This is a genomic window from Parasphingomonas halimpatiens, from assembly GCF_036663795.1.
In the GTDB taxonomy this organism is placed as follows: domain Bacteria; phylum Pseudomonadota; class Alphaproteobacteria; order Sphingomonadales; family Sphingomonadaceae; genus Sphingomonas.
Window position 1 is genome coordinate 21,918 of the sequence record NZ_JAXOJP010000014.1, and the last position, 15,859, is coordinate 37,776.

Here is a 15,859-nt window from a genome sequence, read left to right on the forward strand (position 1 = left end):
CAGGCTTCGCGTGCGTCGCGAAGCCTGTATGTCGGTTGCAGAGCGTTCAGCGGCGCTTCGGCGAAGCGCTACGATCGCGGCGTCAGCCAGTGGCGCCGAGGGTTGCCGCTATAGCGACGCGGCGCGTGTTCCCTCGCCCGCGCGGCGATGCACCTGCTGATAGGCATCGGCGATGGCCGTACGGTAGCAGCGCATTTCGCGCACCTTCTCGGCAAGCGGCGCGACATTGCTGGTTTCACACAGCTGGTGGGCGGCCGCGCTGATGCGAGAACGGAGCGTCGTGATCCCGGCCTGGCGATCGAGGTCGAGGTCGGCGTAGGTCACGCGTTGCGAGGGCGCGGGGCCACCATCGCCGGTCAAGGGCGCGGCATTGGCGGACCCTGCCGCAATGGCCCCGAGGGCGATCGACAGAAGATATCGGTTCATCGAACCGTTTCCGCTTTGTCATGCGCCTGGAGGTGCGCCGCCAGCCGAGCCCGCTGCGCCGGGCTGAGTATCTCGGCCGCATCGGCAAGCGCCGTGACCACGCGTTTGGAGGTCGCGTCGATCTCGCGGATCTGGGCGACCCGCAAGCTTTCGAGCGCCGCCCGGTCGATGCTCGGCTGGAGCAGCAATGCATGGAGGCGCTGATGGGTCTCCCCGAACTGCGCATGAGTTACGCGGAGGTCTTCATGGACGGCCCGGGCGAGGACCTTCAGCCGGCTCTTCTGCTCGACGGTGGCGTCGGGCAGGACCGTGCTGAACATCTGGTCGACATGGGCGTCGACCGCGGCCGGATCCATCGCCGCATGACCATGACCCGGCATCTGATGTCCGGCCACAAGGCTGAGGGCGGGGCCAGCACCGGCCAGTCCCGCCGTGCCGACCGTAATGGCCACAATGCCTGCTAGCATCCAGCGCCGTTGCGAAAGTGTATTCATTTCTCGAGCCTTTCATCTGGGAATGGCGACGATCGGATCGTCGCCACGCTCCTTTCGGGCGGCGGCGTTGCTCGGCGATGTGCGTCACGTAAAGTTGTGCAAAGTTGGGGCGACCAGGCCCCGAGTTTGATCGGTCAGGCGGGAACGGTTCGGGCCTATGCTCGTGTGCCTCCGCCACGCACCCTCACGCCGGTGGAACGAACACCTGCCGCACCGTGACGAACGCCGGCAACGCCTCGCAGCGCGCACAGTGCGCCATCAGCGCCGGGATGGTCGCATCGTCGATCAGGCCGGGATGCGCCTCGCGCGCGAAACGCAGCGCGCAGGCCAGCATAATGTCGGCATGGCCGATCGCTTCGCCCTGCCAATAGGGCGTCGCGCGCGCCGCGCGCTCGGCTTCCAGCAGGCGGACGACCTCGGCGATCTGCGTGCGGCAGCGCTCGCTCCATAGCGCCGAAGGCTCTGTATGAAGGACACGCTCATAGACCAGACTGACCGCCTTCTCAGCGAGGCCTGCCGCGAGCGCGGCGATCCGCAGCGCCGCGCGCCGCGCCGGCCCGGCCGCTGGAAAAAGCGCGCGCGCCGGGCCGACCTGTTCATCGAGATGGTCGAGGATCGCGTTGCTGTCGACTAGCGCGGTGGCATCGTCGAGCACCAGCGTCGGCACGCGGCGCAGCGGATTATAGGCCGCGATCCGCGCGCCATCCGCGAAGGTCGATCATGGGTAATGCTCGTAAGCCATGTCGTAGAGCGCGAGCGCGATGCCGACCCGACGGACGAAGGGAGAATCATATTGGCCGATCAGAATCATCGCGCGCTCCCATGGCGGAGACGGCGAATTCTGGAATGAAGCCCGGCTTTGTCAATCGATCGAGGTCCGCGCCGCCAATCCCGGCGCTGCCGTGGCAGAGGTTCGGCCAAGCGCGAGACGACGTTATGCCGCGCGCCGCAACCCCGACGTCGTAAGGAACGCCTCGCCGAGCCGCTCCACCACGCGCGTTCCCGCCGGAAACGGGCTCTGCCCGGCAGGGGCGCGACCGAGAAAGTCCATCGCGCAAACCCTGGCGCAGTCATGATCGGTCATCGCATCGCCGACGAACAGACAGCGCTCGCGCGCCAGCCCGTGCGCGGCAAGGATATCCTCGACGATGACATGCTTCTTCTGCGGCGCGCCGCGCGCCGAGGCGAAGAAGCCGCGCAGCCCCTTGCGGTCGACGATGATCTGCAGCTCGTCATGCGGCGTGCCCGAGACGATATGCGCCGGCACGCCCTGCGCCTTGAGCCGCGCCAGCACTTCGGGCACGTCCGGCAGCAGCGCGCTCGCCACCACCTCGTCGAGTACGATGTCCGACAGCCGGTCGCACCAGGAGATGATTTCCGCCTGGGTCAGTTCGATGCCGAGCAGTTCGCGATGGAATTTGGGGATCTTGTCGAAGCGCGTCTCGCCGGGGACGGCGCGTTGATAGGCCATCACCGCCGCGCGCACCGCGGGGCCGAATTCCCGGTACAGTTCGCCGAATGCCACGATCTTGGCATCGACCGAGTCGGCGATCACCCCGTCGAAATCGAAGAAGATCGCGTCATATGGCGATGGGAAGCGGGTGGGCATCGTGGCTCCAGTCGATCAGCGTGGCGGGGTCGATCGCGTCGAGATCGTCCTGTTCATAGACCGTGTGCAGCGCGCGGGCGAAGAGATAGTCGTCGATATAGTCGATATCGACCCCGGCCCGTTTGGACAGCTGCGCCATCACCGGCGTGTCGCCGAGGAAATATTCGCGCCGCAATATCTCGCGCTTGGCGCACATATAGATGCTGTTGGTCACTTGAACCAGTCGGGCAGCTCCTGCGAAATCGTGTGATCGCGCGTCGCCTGGTAGTTGAGCGAGCGCCCTTCCGCCCAGAAATATTCCTTGATCAGGTTCACGCCGACCAGCGAGTCATGCGCACCGCAGATCACTTCGTCATGATAGGCGCGGAAGCAGTCGAGATATTCCTGCGGCGCCATCAGCGGGCACACCACGGTGCACCAGGCGATATGCGCATGCGGGATGTCGCGGACGATGCCGGTGATGACGTCGCGGAACGGCGCGACATGGTCGCGCGCCAGCCGCATCGGTCGCTTGTGCCGCGACACGCCGAAGCGATCGCCGATCGCGAGGAATTCGTCATCCTCCGAGCTGAGATAGATCCGTGCGGAGTCGATCACCTTGACCAGCTGGCTGAGCTTCCACGCGATCAGCGAGTCCTCGTCGCCGAACGGCAGCATCGACTTGTTGGCGATGCGCGAACTGCCGCGCCGCACCGGCACGACGATGGCGAGATCATACATGGCTCATGGCTCCCGAAAATGGGTGAAGGCTCATGCCGCGGCCCTGCCGTCGTGCCCGGCGGTCCATCGCGCCGGCGCGACCGGACGCTGGATGCGCGCGGCGATGGCGGCGGCGTCCAGTTCGGGGTCGGCCGGGTCGAACGCACGGTCGAGCAGATGCAGTGCAAACCAGTTCAGCGCATCGGCCGGGTCGGCGCCGCGTGAGGTGCCGTCGCGCAGCGCGGCGGCGAACGGCGCAAACGCGTCATAGGCGTGCATCCAGTTGCCGGTGCGGAAGCGCGACAGGCGCAGCATCGGCGTGCCGAAAAAGGCGCAGCCGGCAAAGCTCTTCGAATTGCCGACCACCATGCCGTCGCAATGCCGCGCGAGTTGCATCGTCGCATCGCCCGGCGCGCCAGTCGCGCGGACAAGCCGGGCCTTGCCGCCCTGTGCCGCGATCGTCGCGCCCAGCGCGCCATTGTCGCAATGTAGCTCGTTGAGCGGATGGTTGGTGACGGCGAGCACGCTGTCGTCATCGAGCTGGCCAGCGAGGTGCTGCACCAGCGCGACATTGTCGGCGAAGACATTGTGCTGCCCGAAGAACATTTCGGGATGCTCATATTCGAGCGGCAGCGCGATCAGCCGCTTGTCGCGCGGCAGGTCCGTCGCATCGAGGAAGGCATCGCGATCGCTATGGGCGAAGCGCGCCTGCGCCGCGTCCCAGCGCGGCCGGAACACGGCATCGAGCCGCGCGCGCAGCGCAGGTTCGAGCGGCGACATCATCGCATGGTCGAACAGCGTATCGGACAGCCAGACGCTGGTCGGGGCGGTGGCGAAGGGCGGCGCTGCGCCTTCCATGATGAAGCGCACTTGCCCGGGAAAGCGGACCACGCTGTCGAGATCGGCGCTGCGGCACAAGGTGATGTCGGCATCGAGTTGATCGACCAGCGCGAACAGATCGTCCTGGCCCGCCGCCGAAACGCGCAGGGCCGGATGGTCGTCACCGTCGAGGATGTACCAGTCTACCGTCTCGAGGTCGGAGCAGCCGGCCAACTGGGAGGGACCGATTCCCGTGCCGCGCCACCGCGGCGGCACCAGCACGCTGACCCGTGCGTCGCGCGCCGCGGCGCGGATCAGCGGTGCGACGATGTTGTCGAACCACCACGGCGTCACGACCGGCAGATAGAAAAGGACGCGCATCGACTCCCGATCCACGACGGCGATGATCGGCAAATCCCCCCGGAGCCGTCGTCAGGCGGGTATCGACCCATCATGGTTAAGATCGAGATAACCGGAATTGTCGGGCCGCGCCGTTTCAGCGATCCGGATATTGCCGCTCTAACGGCAGTAATTCGGCGAATTATATCACAGTTGATCCGATCGCCATTGGATTGCGTCGCGCTGGATGTATACTGTTCGCGTTCGAATCCGGGGACGTCGCAGACGGGGATCGTTCCGGGCATAGTTTCGTACAAGAAAATGTTTCGGGTTTTGTTGTGACGGATGCCGATCGGGCGGCGCGACCGATAGCGAATTGGGTTGCCGCATTGACGGTCAGACGCGACGCAGGGGAGAAGCAGGATGGCAATCCGGTCGGGTGTATCGCTGCTCGTCAAGGCACAGGAAATCGGGGCGACCGGGCGGCTTGCGATGGGGGCCAAGACAGCCACCTTCGCCGCGAAACCGATCATGCCGCACCTGCGCGGCCACCAGGCCGGGCTCGGCCTCGCCGATGCGGCAGCGCAATGGTATCAGGTCGAGGTCGAGGGTGATGTCGCTTCGACCTGGGAGGCGTGCCACGCGATGCTGCGACACGGCCTCGGCGTCGCCGGCGGCCCGGGCGTCGTCTTTGCCGAGCCAGACTTTACCACAAGATGGCCGACCGATGTCGATCGCCCGCCCGAAGCGATGGCGCTTGCCGCCAGCTGCGACACGGCCGCCCCGCAGGATCAGCGCTTTCCCCGCGAACCGGACGATCTGTGGTATCGCGACCCCGCCCATGGCGGCTTCGACGCCGCCATCGCGGCGCTGGACGCGATCCCGCCGGCCAAGCGCAGCACGATCCGCGTCGCGCATCTCGATACCGGCTATGATCCGGCGCACGCCGCATTGCCTGCCGTCCTGCGCCGCGACCTGCAGCGCAATTTCGTCGCCGGCGAAGACGAGCATGATGCCACCGACGAGGTCCATGGCCCGCTGACCAATCGCGGGCACGGCACCGGCACGATGAGCGTTCTCGCCGGGCGCGATCCGGCTGATCCCGGCCGCACCGTCGGTGCCGCGCCGTTCGTCGAGGTCGTGCCGATCCGCGTCGCCAACCGCGTCGTGCTGTTTTCCAACAGCGCGGTGGCACGCGCGCTCGATTATGTCCTCAGCCTCGCGGATACGCCCGACCGCATCGACGTCGTTACGATGAGCATGGGCGGTCTCGCGTCACAGGCCTGGGCCGAGGGAGTCAACGCGCTCTATGAGGCGGGCATCTTCGTCGTGACGGCGGCGGGCAACAATTTCGCCAATCTGCCGACCCGCAACATCGTCTTCCCGGCGCGCTTCAACCGCGTCGTCGCGGCGTGCGGCATCATGGCCAATGGCACGCCCTATGCCGATCTCGCACCGCGACTGATGGCGGGCAATTACGGCCCGTCGCGCAAGATGGCCACCGCCGTCGCCGCATCGACGCCTAACCTGCCCTGGGCGCGGCTGGGCTGCGAGAAGATCGTCGATCATGACGGTTGCGGTACGTCGGCGGCGACCCCGCAGGTCGCCGCGGCGGCGGCGATCTGGCTCGCGGCGCACCGTAAGGAAACGCGATATGCCGAGCAGTGGATGCTGGTCGAGGCGGTCCGCGCCGCGCTGTTCGGTTCGGCGCGCGCCGCCGATCCGGTGCGGTGCGGCCGGGGCAGCGTCGATGCCGCGAAGATGGTCGGCGTGAAGCCCGCTGCCGCGACGGCGCTGGTCAAGCAGCCGGTCGACAAGGCCGACTTCGCCTTTCTGCGCGTGCTGCTCGGCGTCGGGGTTGCCGCACCCGATCGACAGCAACAGGCGATGCTCGAACTCGAAGCCTTGCAGCTTTCGCAGTCCGCCGCGATCGAGCAGATCCTGCCCGATCCTGACGATCCGTCGCCTGACCCGGCGCGCCACGCCGCGCTCGCCGCCGCGCTTGCCGCCGATCCGCGCGCGTCGCGTGCGCTGCGCGCCGCGCTGGCCGGTGCCGAGCCCGCCAGTCCGGACGGCTCTGTGGGCGGCAGCACGCCGCCGGCTGCGACGTCGCATCACAGTGCTGCGCAACTGGCGCGCGCCAAGGCACCGTCGGTGCCCGTGCCGCTGCGGCGGCGGTTGCGCGTGTTCGCCGCCGATCCGACGCTCGGCACGGGGCTCGATACCTATCAGCAGAGCGTCACCACGGTCGACATGCCGTGGGAAGATCTCGCGCCCGGGCCGATCGGCGAATATCTCGAGGTGATCGACGTCGATCCGGCGAGCGGTGCGGCCTATGCGCCGGTCGACCTCGACGATCGTTATCTGCTCAGCACCGACGGCCTCGCGCCGAGCGAGACCGATCCGCGCTTTCACCAGCAAATGGCCTATGCCGTGGCGTCACGCACGATCGAGCATTTCGAACGCGCGCTGGGGCGCCGCGCGCTATGGTCGCCCTATCACGACCCCGCGAGCCATGATCTGCGGCGCGAATATGTGCCGCGGCTGCGCATCTATCCGCACGCGATGCGCGCCGCGAACGCCTATTACAGCCCGGACAAAAAGGCGCTGCTGCTCGGCTATTTTACCGCGCAGGGCGATGCCGATCGGCCGGGCATGGCGCCGCCCGCAGTGTTCGCGGCGCTGTCGCATGACGTGATCGCGCACGAGACCGCGCATGCCCTGCTCGATGGGTTGCATCGCCGCTTCGTCGAGCCGACCAATCCCGACGTACTCGCCTTCCACGAGGCCTTTGCCGACATCGTCGCAATGTTTCAGCATTTCACCCTGGTCGATGCTGTACGGCCGGTGATCGCACAGACCGGCGGCGACCTGTTCAAGGAAAACCGCCTCGGCCAGCTCGCCGTCCAGTTCGGCCAGGCGATCGGCCAGCGCGGCGCGCTGCGCGACTATATCGGCACGGTCGACGCGACGGGTGCGTGGCACCCACGCCCGCCGCACCCCGACGATTATGCCGACGCTACCGAGGCGCATGATCGCGGCGCGGTGCTCGTCGCCGCCGTGTTCGAAGCGTTCCTGCGCATCTACAAGGCCAAGGCGGCCGAGATCATGCGGCTGGCGACGGGAGGATCCGGCCTGGTCGCGCCGGGCGATCTCGCGCCGAGCCTCGTCGACGCGCTGACCGTCGCGGCATGCCGCATCGCCGGGCGCTTCCTCGACATCGCGATCCGCGCGCTCGATTATTGCCCGCCGATCGACATTACCTTCGGCGAGTATTTACGCGCGGTCATCACTGCCGATCTCGAACTCGTGCCCGACGATGCGCGCGGTTACCGCGTCGCGATCGTTTCGGCGTTCAAGGCGCGCGGCATCGCACCGCCCGAGATCCGCAGCGTCTCGCCCGACTCGCTCGCCTGGGAGCCGCCCGACGAGGTCATCTCGCTCAAGTCGGTGATCGACAGCATGCATCTCGACTGGCCGATGAGCACGCCGCGCGAGGCGACCTTCAGGGGTTCGAACGCCAACGCCGCGATCTTCCACAAATGGCTGGTCGGCAATGCCGCCGACGAGACACTGGCGCTGTTCGGGGTGCGTCGCGCGGCGGGGCCGTTGAGTCTGGTCGACGCCGACGGCAATGCCATTGCCGGCAACATCCGCGGTCCCGAGGTGCATTCGGTGCGCACGCTGCGGCGCGTCGGGCCTGACGCGACGATCCGCACCGACCTGATCATCGAGATCACCCAAAGCTGGCGACCCGCCGTTCCCAATGGCGGGCTGGCGCTGTTCCGCGGCGGCTGCACGCTGATCGTCGACCGCACCACGCCCGATCAGAAGGTGACACGCGTGATCCGCAAGCGGATCGATAACCAATGGCGCTTTGCCAGCCAGACCAACTTTGCTGGCCGGGCCGGGATGGGGTTGCGCGCGACCTATTTCGACGACGCCGAGTCGGCGCGAGAGCCCTTCGCCGCCCTGCACAGCCACTTTTTCGAGTAACCGCCATGGCAAAACGCCCCAAGCCCGCCAAGTCGGCCGCCGCAGATCAGGCCGTCCCCGTGCCCCCCGCTGCCCCGACGCACCGCGCCGCGGTGCGGATGTATCGTCAGGGGCTCGGCGATTGCCTGCTCATCACCCTGCCGCGCGACGGCATGGCGCCGTTCCGCATCATGATCGATTGCGGGCTGGTGCTCGGAATGCCTGGCGCGAACGACAAGATGCGCGAGGTCATGGCGCATATCGTCACGACGCTGGATGGCGCGCCGCTCGACATGCTCGTCGTCACGCATCCGCACTGGGACCATGTCTCGGGCTTCAACCAGGCGGCGGTCGATTTCCCGAAGATCGCCGTCAAGCAGGTGTGGATGGGCTGGACCGAGGACGCGAGCGACGATCTCGCGCGCAAGCTGAGCTCGGTGATGCAGAATGCGGAGACCCAGTTGCGCAGCGCGGTCGCCAAGCTGACCGCCTTCGGCGCGACCCGCGATGCCGATCAGGCGGCGTCGCTGCTCGGCTTTCTCGGCGCGGCCAAGGGCAGCGGCGGCGGCACCACGCGCGACGCGGTCGAGGCGGCGCGGCGCAAGGTCGCCACGCCGCATTACTGCACGCCGGGCGAGCCGCCGTTCGAAATTCCCGGCGCCAATGCGCGTATCTATGTGCTCGGCCCGCCGCGCGACGAGGCCGAGTTGCGCCAGATGGACCCGACCGCGCGGGCGCCCGAAACCTATTCGATGACCGCGCTCAACGGCCTGTTCGGGATGGGCGATGCGTTGGCCGGCGACGGCAGCGGCAATCCGTTCACCGCCAATGTCGCCATTCCGTGGGACGAGGCGCAGACCATGCCCTTCTTCCAGACGCATTATGCCGCGGCTGACAGCGCGTGGCGGCGCATCGACAGCGAATGGCTCAACGACACGACCAGCTTCGCGCTGCTGCTCGATCGCGCGGTGAACAATTCGAGCCTCGCTTTGGCGATCGAGCTCGACGGCGGCGAGGTGCTGTTGTTCGCTGCCGACGCGCAGGTCGGCAACTGGATGTCGTGGCTCAAGCTCAAATGGAAGGTCGGGAGCCGCAAGGTGACGGGCCCGGACCTCATCGCCCGTTCGACGATCTACAAGGTCGGCCATCACGCCAGCCTCAACGCCAGCTTGCGGGCCGAGGGGGTCGAAAAGATGGACGTTCTCGACTTTGCGCTCGTGCCGGTCGATGCCAAGGCCGCGTTCGACCGCAAATGGGGCAACAACATCCCCTTCCCCGATCTGCTCAAGGCGTTGGGCAGCAAGGCGAAACGGGGCGTCCTTCGTTCCGACCAGGACTGGACCGGCGCGCCCGACCGGCTGACCAGCGACCCGCTATTCTACGAGGTGTTCGTCTGACATAATTCGCCGCCCACCGCGCGCCCCCGTCTGGACAAATGCCCGTCCGGCGGGAAGAGAGCGGGGATGAGCCTCAACAGCTTCGGCCATGTCTTTCGTTTCACCACCTGGGGTGAGTCGCACGGTCCCGCGATCGGGGCGGTGGTCGATGGCTGCCCGCCGGGACTGGCGCTCAGCGAGGCGGATATCCAGCCCTTCCTCGACAAGCGCCGCCCGGGCACCTCGCGCTTCACCACGCAGCGCCAGGAGCCGGACGAGGTGCGCATTTTGTCAGGGGTCTTTGAAGGGAAAACGACCGGCACGCCGATCAGCCTGATGATCGAGAATGTCGACCAAAGATCAAAGGATTACAGCGAGGTCGCGCAGGCTTACCGCCCGGGCCATGCCGACTATGCCTATGACGCAAAATACGGCTTTCGCGACTACCGCGGCGGCGGGCGCTCCTCGGCGCGCGAGACCGCCTCGCGCGTCGCGGCGGGGGCGGTCGCGCGGCTGGTGATTCCGCAGGTGCGGGTGCGGGCATGGGTCGAGGCGATCGGCGGCGATGCGATCGACCCGGCCAATTTCGATCCCGAGCAGATCGACGCCAACCCCTTCTTCTGCCCCGACGCCGAAGCCGCCGCGCGCTGGGAGGCGTTGGTCGATGGCGCGCGCAAGGCCGGCTCGTCGCTCGGCGCAGTGATCGCGTGCGAGGCGACCGGCGTCCCGGCCGGGTGGGGGGCGCCGCTCTACGCCAAGCTCGATGCGGAACTGGCCAGCGCCTGCATGAGCATCAATGCGGTCAAGGGCGTCGAAATCGGCGATGGTTTCGAGGCGGCGCGGCTGCGCGGCGAAGACAATGCCGATGCGATGCGCCCCGGCGCGAACGGCCCCGAATTCCTCGCCAACCATGCCGGCGGCATCGCGGGCGGCATCGCGACGGGGCAGCCGATCCGCGTCCGCGTCGCGTTCAAGCCGACCAGTTCGATCCTGACGCCGGTCGAGACGATCACGCGTGGCGGCGAGGCGACCGAGATCATGACCAAAGGTCGCCATGATCCGTGCGTCGGCATCAGGGGCGCGCCGGTGGTCGAGGCGATGGTTGCTCTCGTCCTCGCCGACCAGGCATTGCTGCATCGCGCGCAAATCGGCTGAACGAAAAGGGGCCGGACGGCACGTCGCCGATTGCGCTCGCCTCGTCCGGAACCCGTTGTAAAGGCGCGACAAGCGGTGGTGCCGTCTTTGCGTCTGCGACGTTTGCACTCCCGAAGCCCCGGCGATGGTGCCGGGTGTGTGGGAGACTATTCGTGAAGACCACAACGACCATCGTCGCCAGCCTCGGCGCGATCGCGCTGGGCCTGTCAGGCGCGGCCGATGCCCAGACTACGACGCCGGCACCCGGCGCCACGCCGATGCAGACCACGCCGGTCCCGCCGTCCGAACCCTCGATGACGCCGAGCGAGACGCCCGGCACCGCGCCGACCAACCCGGCTCCGGACGCGCAGCCAACCCCGGACGCAACGGTCAGCGCCGCGACATCGAGCGATGCCGACGCGACCACGCCGGGCAAGAAAAAGAAGAGCAAGAAACACGCCGCCACCCCGCAATAACGGCGGTGCCCGCGCCGGCTGACGCCTTCCCCTCGGGCGTCAGTCGGCGAAGGGGTCGCGGACGAGGATCGTGTCGTCGCGCTGCGGGCTGGTCGAGACCAGCGCCACCGGGCAGCGGATCAATTCCTCGATCCGGCGGATATATTTGATCGCCTGGGCCGGTAGATCGGCCCAGCTGCGCGCGCCGGCAGTCGATTCGGACCAGCCGGGCATCGTCTCGTAAACCGGCTCGACCGCTTCCTGATCGGCGGCATGCGACGGGAAATAATCGATCGTTTCGCCGCGCAGGCGATAGCCGGTGCAGATCCGCACCTCGTCCATCCCGTCGAGCACGTCGATCTTGGTCAGTGCGATCCCGGTGATGCCACCGACCGCCGCTGACTGCCGCACCAGCACCGCATCGAACCAGCCGCAGCGCCGCTTGCGCCCCGTCACGGTGCCGAATTCATGCCCGCGCGCGCCGAGCCCCTCGCCGATCGCATCGTCGAGTTCGGTCGGGAACGGCCCGGAGCCGACGCGCGTGGTATAGGCCTTGGCGATTCCCAGCACGAAGCCGACCGCGCTCGGCCCGAGCCCCGAGCCCGCTGCAGCGGTGCCCGAGACGGTGTTGGACGAGGTGACGAACGGGTAGGTGCCATGGTCGACATCGAGCAGCACGCCCTGCGCGCCCTCGAACAGGATCCGCTTGCCGCGCGCGCGCGCGTCGTTGAGCATCCGCCACACCGGCGTGGCGAAGGCCAGCACGAAGCCGGCGATGGCGCGCAGTTCGGCGACCAGCGCAGCACGATCGATCGGCGGCTCGCCAAAGCCGGCGCGCAGCGCGTCGTGATGCGCGGTCAGCCGGTCGAGCTGGGCGTCGAGCGCGTCGAGATGGGCGAGATCGCAGACGCGGATCGCGCGCCGGCCAACCTTGTCTTCATAGGCCGGGCCGATCCCGCGCCGCGTCGTGCCGATCTTGCCGGCGCCCGAGGCATCCTCGCGCAGCGCGTCGAGGTCGCGGTGGAAGGGGAGGATCAACGCGCAATTGTCGGCGATCATCAGCGTGTCGGGGGTGATCGTCACGCCCTGGCCGCGCAGCTTCTCGACCTCGGCCTTGAGCGCCCAGGGGTCGAGCACCACGCCATTGCCGATCACCGATGGCGTGCCGCGCACGATACCCGAGGGAAGCAGCGACAGCTTGTAGACCGCCTCGCCGACGACCAAAGTATGGCCGGCATTGTGGCCGCCTTGGAAACGCACGACGATGTCGGCGCGCTCGGCGAGCCAGTCGACGATCTTGCCCTTGCCCTCATCGCCCCATTGGGCGCCGATTACCGCTACATTGGCCATTGGATTTCCTTAGAGCGCCTTTGCCGCGCCATCGATCAACATATGTGTGCACAGCTGCGCCTCGGGCGTGTCGCCCGCTTCGAGCGCGGCAACGGTGACCCAGCCGGCCGCGCGCATCCGTGCCGCCTCGGCAGGGTCGCTGCCGAACGGGATGAACAGCCGGCGGCGCTCGGTCTCGACCAGCCCGGCGGCGAGGATCGGGTCGAGATAGAGCGAAAAGCCGACCGCGGCCTCCTCGCTGCCGTCCTCATGGACGATGGTGTAGCTGCCGCCGCGCCCGATCTCGCCGCGTGCGCCCTCGGCGAACAGCGAGAAGCCGAGCCAGGTCTGATATTCGAAGCCGTGGCGCTCGGTCGGGTCGAGCGTCAGCGATACGCCCGACAGGCCTTGGGCGAGCGCCCATAGCCCGTCGAGCCGCGAGGTCAGCGCGCCGCCGACGTCGAAGCGGCACAGCCGGTCGTGTGCCGCGGCGAACGGTCCGGCCGCCTCGATCAGCGGCAGATAGGCCGGGGCGATGTCGGCGACGGCGCCGGCGTCCTTGGCGTCGAGCCGGTCGTTGAGCAGCGCGACCTTCGCCGCATCGACCGGCAGCGGCCCGGCGGCGAGCGTTGCGACGAGGTCGGGCAGGGTGAAATCGATCGAGATGCCGGTAACGCCGGCGGCGACCAGCGCATCGACCGCGACGCCGACGATCTCGCGCGCGGCAGCGACCGTATCGAGGCCGATCAGCTCGCAGCCCATCTGGCGCAGCTCGCGCGCCGGGGAGAGCTGCGAGGCACGCAGCTTGAGCACGGTGCCGGCATAGGACAGCCTGATCGGGCGCGGGTGGTGGCCCATGCGCGTCGCGGCGATGCGGCCGATCTGCGCGGTGATGTCGGGCCGGATGGCGAGCGTGCGCTGGCTGACCGGATCGACGAAACGCACCGCGTCGCGCGCGCCGCCGGCCTTGAGCCGTGCGGCGAGTCCATCCTCGAATTCGGCGAGCGCGGGGGCGGCGCGTTCATAGCCATAGCCATGCGCCGCACCGAGCATCGCCGCCTCCATCCGCGCGGCGACGTCGGCCTGCGGCGGCAACCGGTCCTGAAAACCGTTGGGGAGGAGGGCGTGGGTCATACTTCTTTCTCCCTCTCCCCGGTGGGGAGAGGGCCGGGACGAGGGGCCGCCGCGAGCGCGTCGCTGATGGCGCCAAGCACGGCCTCCATATTCCCCATCACCTCGGCATTACTGAACCGGATCACGTGATATCCCTGCCGTTACAACCGCGCGGTTCGCTGCGCGTCTTTTGCGATGGCCTCGTCGCTGCCGTGCGTGTCGCCGTCAACCTCGATTATGATTTTTCGCGAGCGGGCGACGAAATCGACGATGGCACTGTCACTCGTGTCCTGTCGAACGAACTTCACGCCCTCGAATCGCTTTGCGCGGAGGTAGTACCAGAGACGCGCCTCGGCTGGTGTTGGCTCGCTGCGCATTGCCTTGGCGCGCTTTAGCAACTCGTCCTTATCTTGCGGCACGGCCCCTCTCCCCTGCCCTCTCCCCGCAAGCGGGGAGAGGGAGAAGATTAGCTAGAACGTCAGGCCCATCGCCGTTTTCACGCCGGTCAGCGCGCGAACCTTGGCGATCAGCTCCGCGGTCACCGGCTCGTCGAGCGACAGCAGCAGCACCGCCTCGCCGCCGGCCGAGCGGCGGCCGAGGTGGAAGGTGCCGATGTTGACGCCGGCCTCGCCGAGCAGCGAGCCGAGCCGGCCGATAAAGCCGGGTGCGTCTTCGTTGACGACGTAGAGCATGTGGCCGACCAGATCGGCCTCGACCTTGATGCCGAACAGTTCGACGAGGCGCGGCGCGGCGTCGCCGAACAGCGTGCCCGCGACCGAGCGGTCGCCAGCATCTGTCTTGACCGTGACGCGGACCAGCGTGTGGTAATCGCCCTCGCGGTCGCGCCGCACCTCGCGCACGTCGATGCCGCGCTCCTTGGCGAGGAACGGCGCGTTGACCATGTTCACCGTGTCGGAATGGGCCCGCATCAACCCGGCCAGCACCGCGCTGGTGATCGGCTTCTGGTTGAGCGAGGCGGCGGCGCCCTCGACCTCGATCGCGATGCCCGACAGCGCGCCATGGGCGAGCTGGCCGACCAGCGAGCCGAGCTTTTCGGCCAGCGCCATGTACGGCTTGAGCTTGGGCGCTTCCTCGGCCGACAGGCTCGGCACGTTGAGCGCGTTGGTCACGCCGCCGGTCATCAGGAAATCGGCCATCTGCTCGGCAACCTGGATCGCGACATTGACCTGCGCTTCCGAGGTCGAGGCGCCGAGATGCGGCGTCGAGACGAAGTTCGGCGTGCCGAACAGCGGCGATGCCTTGGCCGGTTCCTCGACGAACACGTCGAGCGCGGCGCCGGCGATGTGGCCCGAATCGAGCCCGGCCTTGAGCGCGACTTCGTCGATCAGCCCGCCGCGCGCGCAGTTGATGATGCGCACGCCCTTCTTGGTCCTGGCGAGATTCTCGGCCGACAGGATGTTGCGCGTCTGGTCGGTCAGCGGGGTGTGCAGCGTGATGAAGTCGGCGCGGGCGAGCAGTTCGTCGAGCGTGACCTTCTCGACGCCCATCTCGATCGCGCGCTCGGGGGTGAGGAAGGGGTCATAGGCGACAACCTTCATCTTGAGCCCGTGCGCGCGGTCGGCGACGATCGAGCCGATATTGCCCGCACCGATCAGGCCGAGCGTCTTGCTGGTCAGCTCGACACCCATGAAGCGGTTCTTTTCCCACTTGCCGGCCTGGGTCGAGGCATCGGCCTCGGGCAGCTGGCGGGCGAGCGCGAACATCAGTGCGATGGCATGTTCGGCGGTGGTGATCGAGTTGCCGAACGGGGTGTTCATGACGACGACGCCCTTGGCGCTGGCGGCGGGGATGTCGACATTGTCGACGCCGATGCCGGCGCGGCCGACGACCTTCAAATTGGTCGCCGCATCGAGGATCGCCTTGGTCACCTTGGTCGAGGAGCGGATCGCGAGGCCGTCATACTGGCCGATCATCGCGATCAGTTCTTCGGGGGTCTTGCCGGTGATCTCGTCGACCTCGACGCCGCGCTCGCGGAAGATCTGCGCGGCCTTGGGATCCATTTTGTCGCTGATGAGGACTTTGGGCATATCGAATACCTTTGAAGAAGGCGGTGCTCCTGCGCACGCAGGA

Annotated in this window: 15 protein-coding genes and 1 pseudogene; 4 read left to right on the forward strand and 12 right to left on the reverse strand. The window is 67.7% G+C overall.

The window, feature by feature from the left end; genetic code table 11:
• Positions 1-108: 108 nt before the first annotated feature.
• The 8 genes from U1839_RS14795 to U1839_RS14825 all read right to left on the reverse strand — a co-directional run bounded on the left by U1839_RS14795 (position 109) and on the right by U1839_RS14825 (position 4,428).
• Positions 109-426, reverse strand: a complete 318-nt coding sequence (locus U1839_RS14795; protein WP_332804379.1) for a UrcA family protein — start codon at positions 424-426, stop codon at positions 109-111.
• On the reverse strand, positions 423-920 hold the full coding sequence (locus tag U1839_RS14800; protein WP_332804380.1) for a periplasmic heavy metal sensor: 498 nt from the start codon (positions 918-920) through the stop codon (positions 423-425). The genes U1839_RS14795 and U1839_RS14800 overlap by 4 nt, the downstream gene beginning before the upstream one ends.
• 184 nt (positions 921-1,104) lie before the next feature.
• On the reverse strand, positions 1,105-1,614 hold the full coding sequence (locus U1839_RS14805) for a glutathione S-transferase family protein (protein ID WP_332804465.1): 510 nt from the start codon (positions 1,612-1,614) through the stop codon (positions 1,105-1,107).
• Between the two features lie 24 nt (positions 1,615-1,638).
• On the reverse strand, positions 1,639-1,731 hold the full coding sequence (locus U1839_RS26895) for a thioredoxin domain-containing protein (protein WP_503653549.1): 93 nt from the start codon (positions 1,729-1,731) through the stop codon (positions 1,639-1,641).
• A 123-nt stretch (positions 1,732-1,854) separates the two neighbouring features.
• Positions 1,855-2,529, reverse strand: coding sequence for an HAD family hydrolase (locus tag U1839_RS14810; protein WP_332804381.1), 675 nt, complete (start codon positions 2,527-2,529; stop codon positions 1,855-1,857).
• The gene (locus U1839_RS14815) at positions 2,501-2,743 is read right to left on the reverse strand and encodes a hypothetical protein (RefSeq protein ID WP_332804382.1); all 243 of its coding nucleotides are present in this window, start codon (positions 2,741-2,743) and stop codon (positions 2,501-2,503) included. Before U1839_RS14815 ends, U1839_RS14810 begins: the two co-directional genes overlap by 29 nt.
• Positions 2,740-3,249, reverse strand: coding sequence for a cytidylyltransferase domain-containing protein (locus tag U1839_RS14820; protein ID WP_332804383.1), 510 nt, complete (start codon positions 3,247-3,249; stop codon positions 2,740-2,742). Before U1839_RS14820 ends, U1839_RS14815 begins: the two co-directional genes overlap by 4 nt.
• A 30-nt stretch (positions 3,250-3,279) precedes the next feature.
• Positions 3,280-4,428: a hypothetical protein gene (locus U1839_RS14825; RefSeq protein WP_332804384.1), complete on the reverse strand. Its 1,149-nt coding sequence runs from the start codon at positions 4,426-4,428 to the stop codon at positions 3,280-3,282.
• 381 nt (positions 4,429-4,809) lie between these two features.
• Here U1839_RS14825 and U1839_RS14830 point away from each other — a divergent pair, with 381 nt between their 5' ends.
• From U1839_RS14830 to U1839_RS14845, 4 genes are all read left to right on the forward strand, one after another.
• Positions 4,810-8,382, forward strand: a complete 3,573-nt coding sequence (locus tag U1839_RS14830) for a S8 family serine peptidase (RefSeq protein ID WP_332804385.1) — start codon at positions 4,810-4,812, stop codon at positions 8,380-8,382.
• A 5-nt stretch (positions 8,383-8,387) separates the two neighbouring features.
• Positions 8,388-9,758 (forward strand): ComEC/Rec2 family competence protein, encoded by a 1,371-nt coding sequence (locus tag U1839_RS14835; RefSeq protein ID WP_332804386.1) that lies wholly within the window; start codon positions 8,388-8,390, stop codon positions 9,756-9,758.
• Between the two features lie 66 nt (positions 9,759-9,824).
• The gene (gene aroC, locus U1839_RS14840; protein WP_332804387.1) at positions 9,825-10,892 is read left to right on the forward strand and encodes a chorismate synthase; all 1,068 of its coding nucleotides are present in this window, start codon (positions 9,825-9,827) and stop codon (positions 10,890-10,892) included.
• Positions 10,893-11,044: 152 nt separating this feature from the next.
• Positions 11,045-11,347, forward strand: coding sequence for a hypothetical protein (locus U1839_RS14845; RefSeq protein WP_332804388.1), 303 nt, complete (start codon positions 11,045-11,047; stop codon positions 11,345-11,347).
• Positions 11,348-11,386: 39 nt separating this feature from the next.
• Here U1839_RS14845 and U1839_RS14850 read toward each other — a convergent pair whose 3' ends face one another.
• From U1839_RS14850 to serA, 4 genes and pseudogenes are all read right to left on the reverse strand, one after another.
• Positions 11,387-12,676: an adenylosuccinate synthase gene (locus tag U1839_RS14850; protein ID WP_332804389.1), complete on the reverse strand. Its 1,290-nt coding sequence runs from the start codon at positions 12,674-12,676 to the stop codon at positions 11,387-11,389.
• Between the two features lie 9 nt (positions 12,677-12,685).
• Positions 12,686-13,789 (reverse strand): ATP phosphoribosyltransferase regulatory subunit, encoded by a 1,104-nt coding sequence (locus U1839_RS14855; protein ID WP_332804390.1) that lies wholly within the window; start codon positions 13,787-13,789, stop codon positions 12,686-12,688.
• Positions 13,786-14,187, reverse strand: a pseudogene (locus U1839_RS14860) (endonuclease domain-containing protein). Before U1839_RS14860 ends, U1839_RS14855 begins: the two are co-directional and overlap by 4 nt.
• A 51-nt stretch (positions 14,188-14,238) precedes the next feature.
• Positions 14,239-15,816 carry a phosphoglycerate dehydrogenase gene (gene serA / locus U1839_RS14865; protein ID WP_332804391.1) on the reverse strand — a complete coding sequence of 526 codons (1,578 nt, stop codon included), beginning with the start codon at positions 15,814-15,816 and terminating at the stop codon, positions 14,239-14,241.
• Positions 15,817-15,859: the final 43 nt, after the last annotated feature.

Coding starts and splice junctions, on each gene's coding strand:
- U1839_RS14795 (WP_332804379.1), bottom strand. CDS start 426: ATGAACCGATATCTTCTGTCGATCGCCCTCGGGGCCATTGCGGCAGGG.
- U1839_RS14800 (WP_332804380.1), bottom strand. CDS start 920: ATGAATACACTTTCGCAACGGCGCTGGATGCTAGCAGGCATTGTGGCC.
- U1839_RS26895 (WP_503653549.1), bottom strand. CDS start 1,731: ATGATTCTGATCGGCCAATATGATTCTCCCTTCGTCCGTCGGGTCGGC.
- U1839_RS14810 (WP_332804381.1), bottom strand. CDS start 2,529: ATGCCCACCCGCTTCCCATCGCCATATGACGCGATCTTCTTCGATTTC.
- U1839_RS14820 (WP_332804383.1), bottom strand. CDS start 3,249: ATGTATGATCTCGCCATCGTCGTGCCGGTGCGGCGCGGCAGTTCGCGC.
- U1839_RS14825 (WP_332804384.1), bottom strand. CDS start 4,428: ATGCGCGTCCTTTTCTATCTGCCGGTCGTGACGCCGTGGTGGTTCGAC.
- U1839_RS14830 (WP_332804385.1), top strand. CDS start 4,810: ATGGCAATCCGGTCGGGTGTATCGCTGCTCGTCAAGGCACAGGAAATC.
- U1839_RS14835 (WP_332804386.1), top strand. CDS start 8,388: ATGGCAAAACGCCCCAAGCCCGCCAAGTCGGCCGCCGCAGATCAGGCC.
- aroC (WP_332804387.1), top strand. CDS start 9,825: ATGAGCCTCAACAGCTTCGGCCATGTCTTTCGTTTCACCACCTGGGGT.
- U1839_RS14850 (WP_332804389.1), bottom strand. CDS start 12,676: ATGGCCAATGTAGCGGTAATCGGCGCCCAATGGGGCGATGAGGGCAAG.
- U1839_RS14855 (WP_332804390.1), bottom strand. CDS start 13,789: ATGACCCACGCCCTCCTCCCCAACGGTTTTCAGGACCGGTTGCCGCCG.
- serA (WP_332804391.1), bottom strand. CDS start 15,816: ATGCCCAAAGTCCTCATCAGCGACAAAATGGATCCCAAGGCCGCGCAG.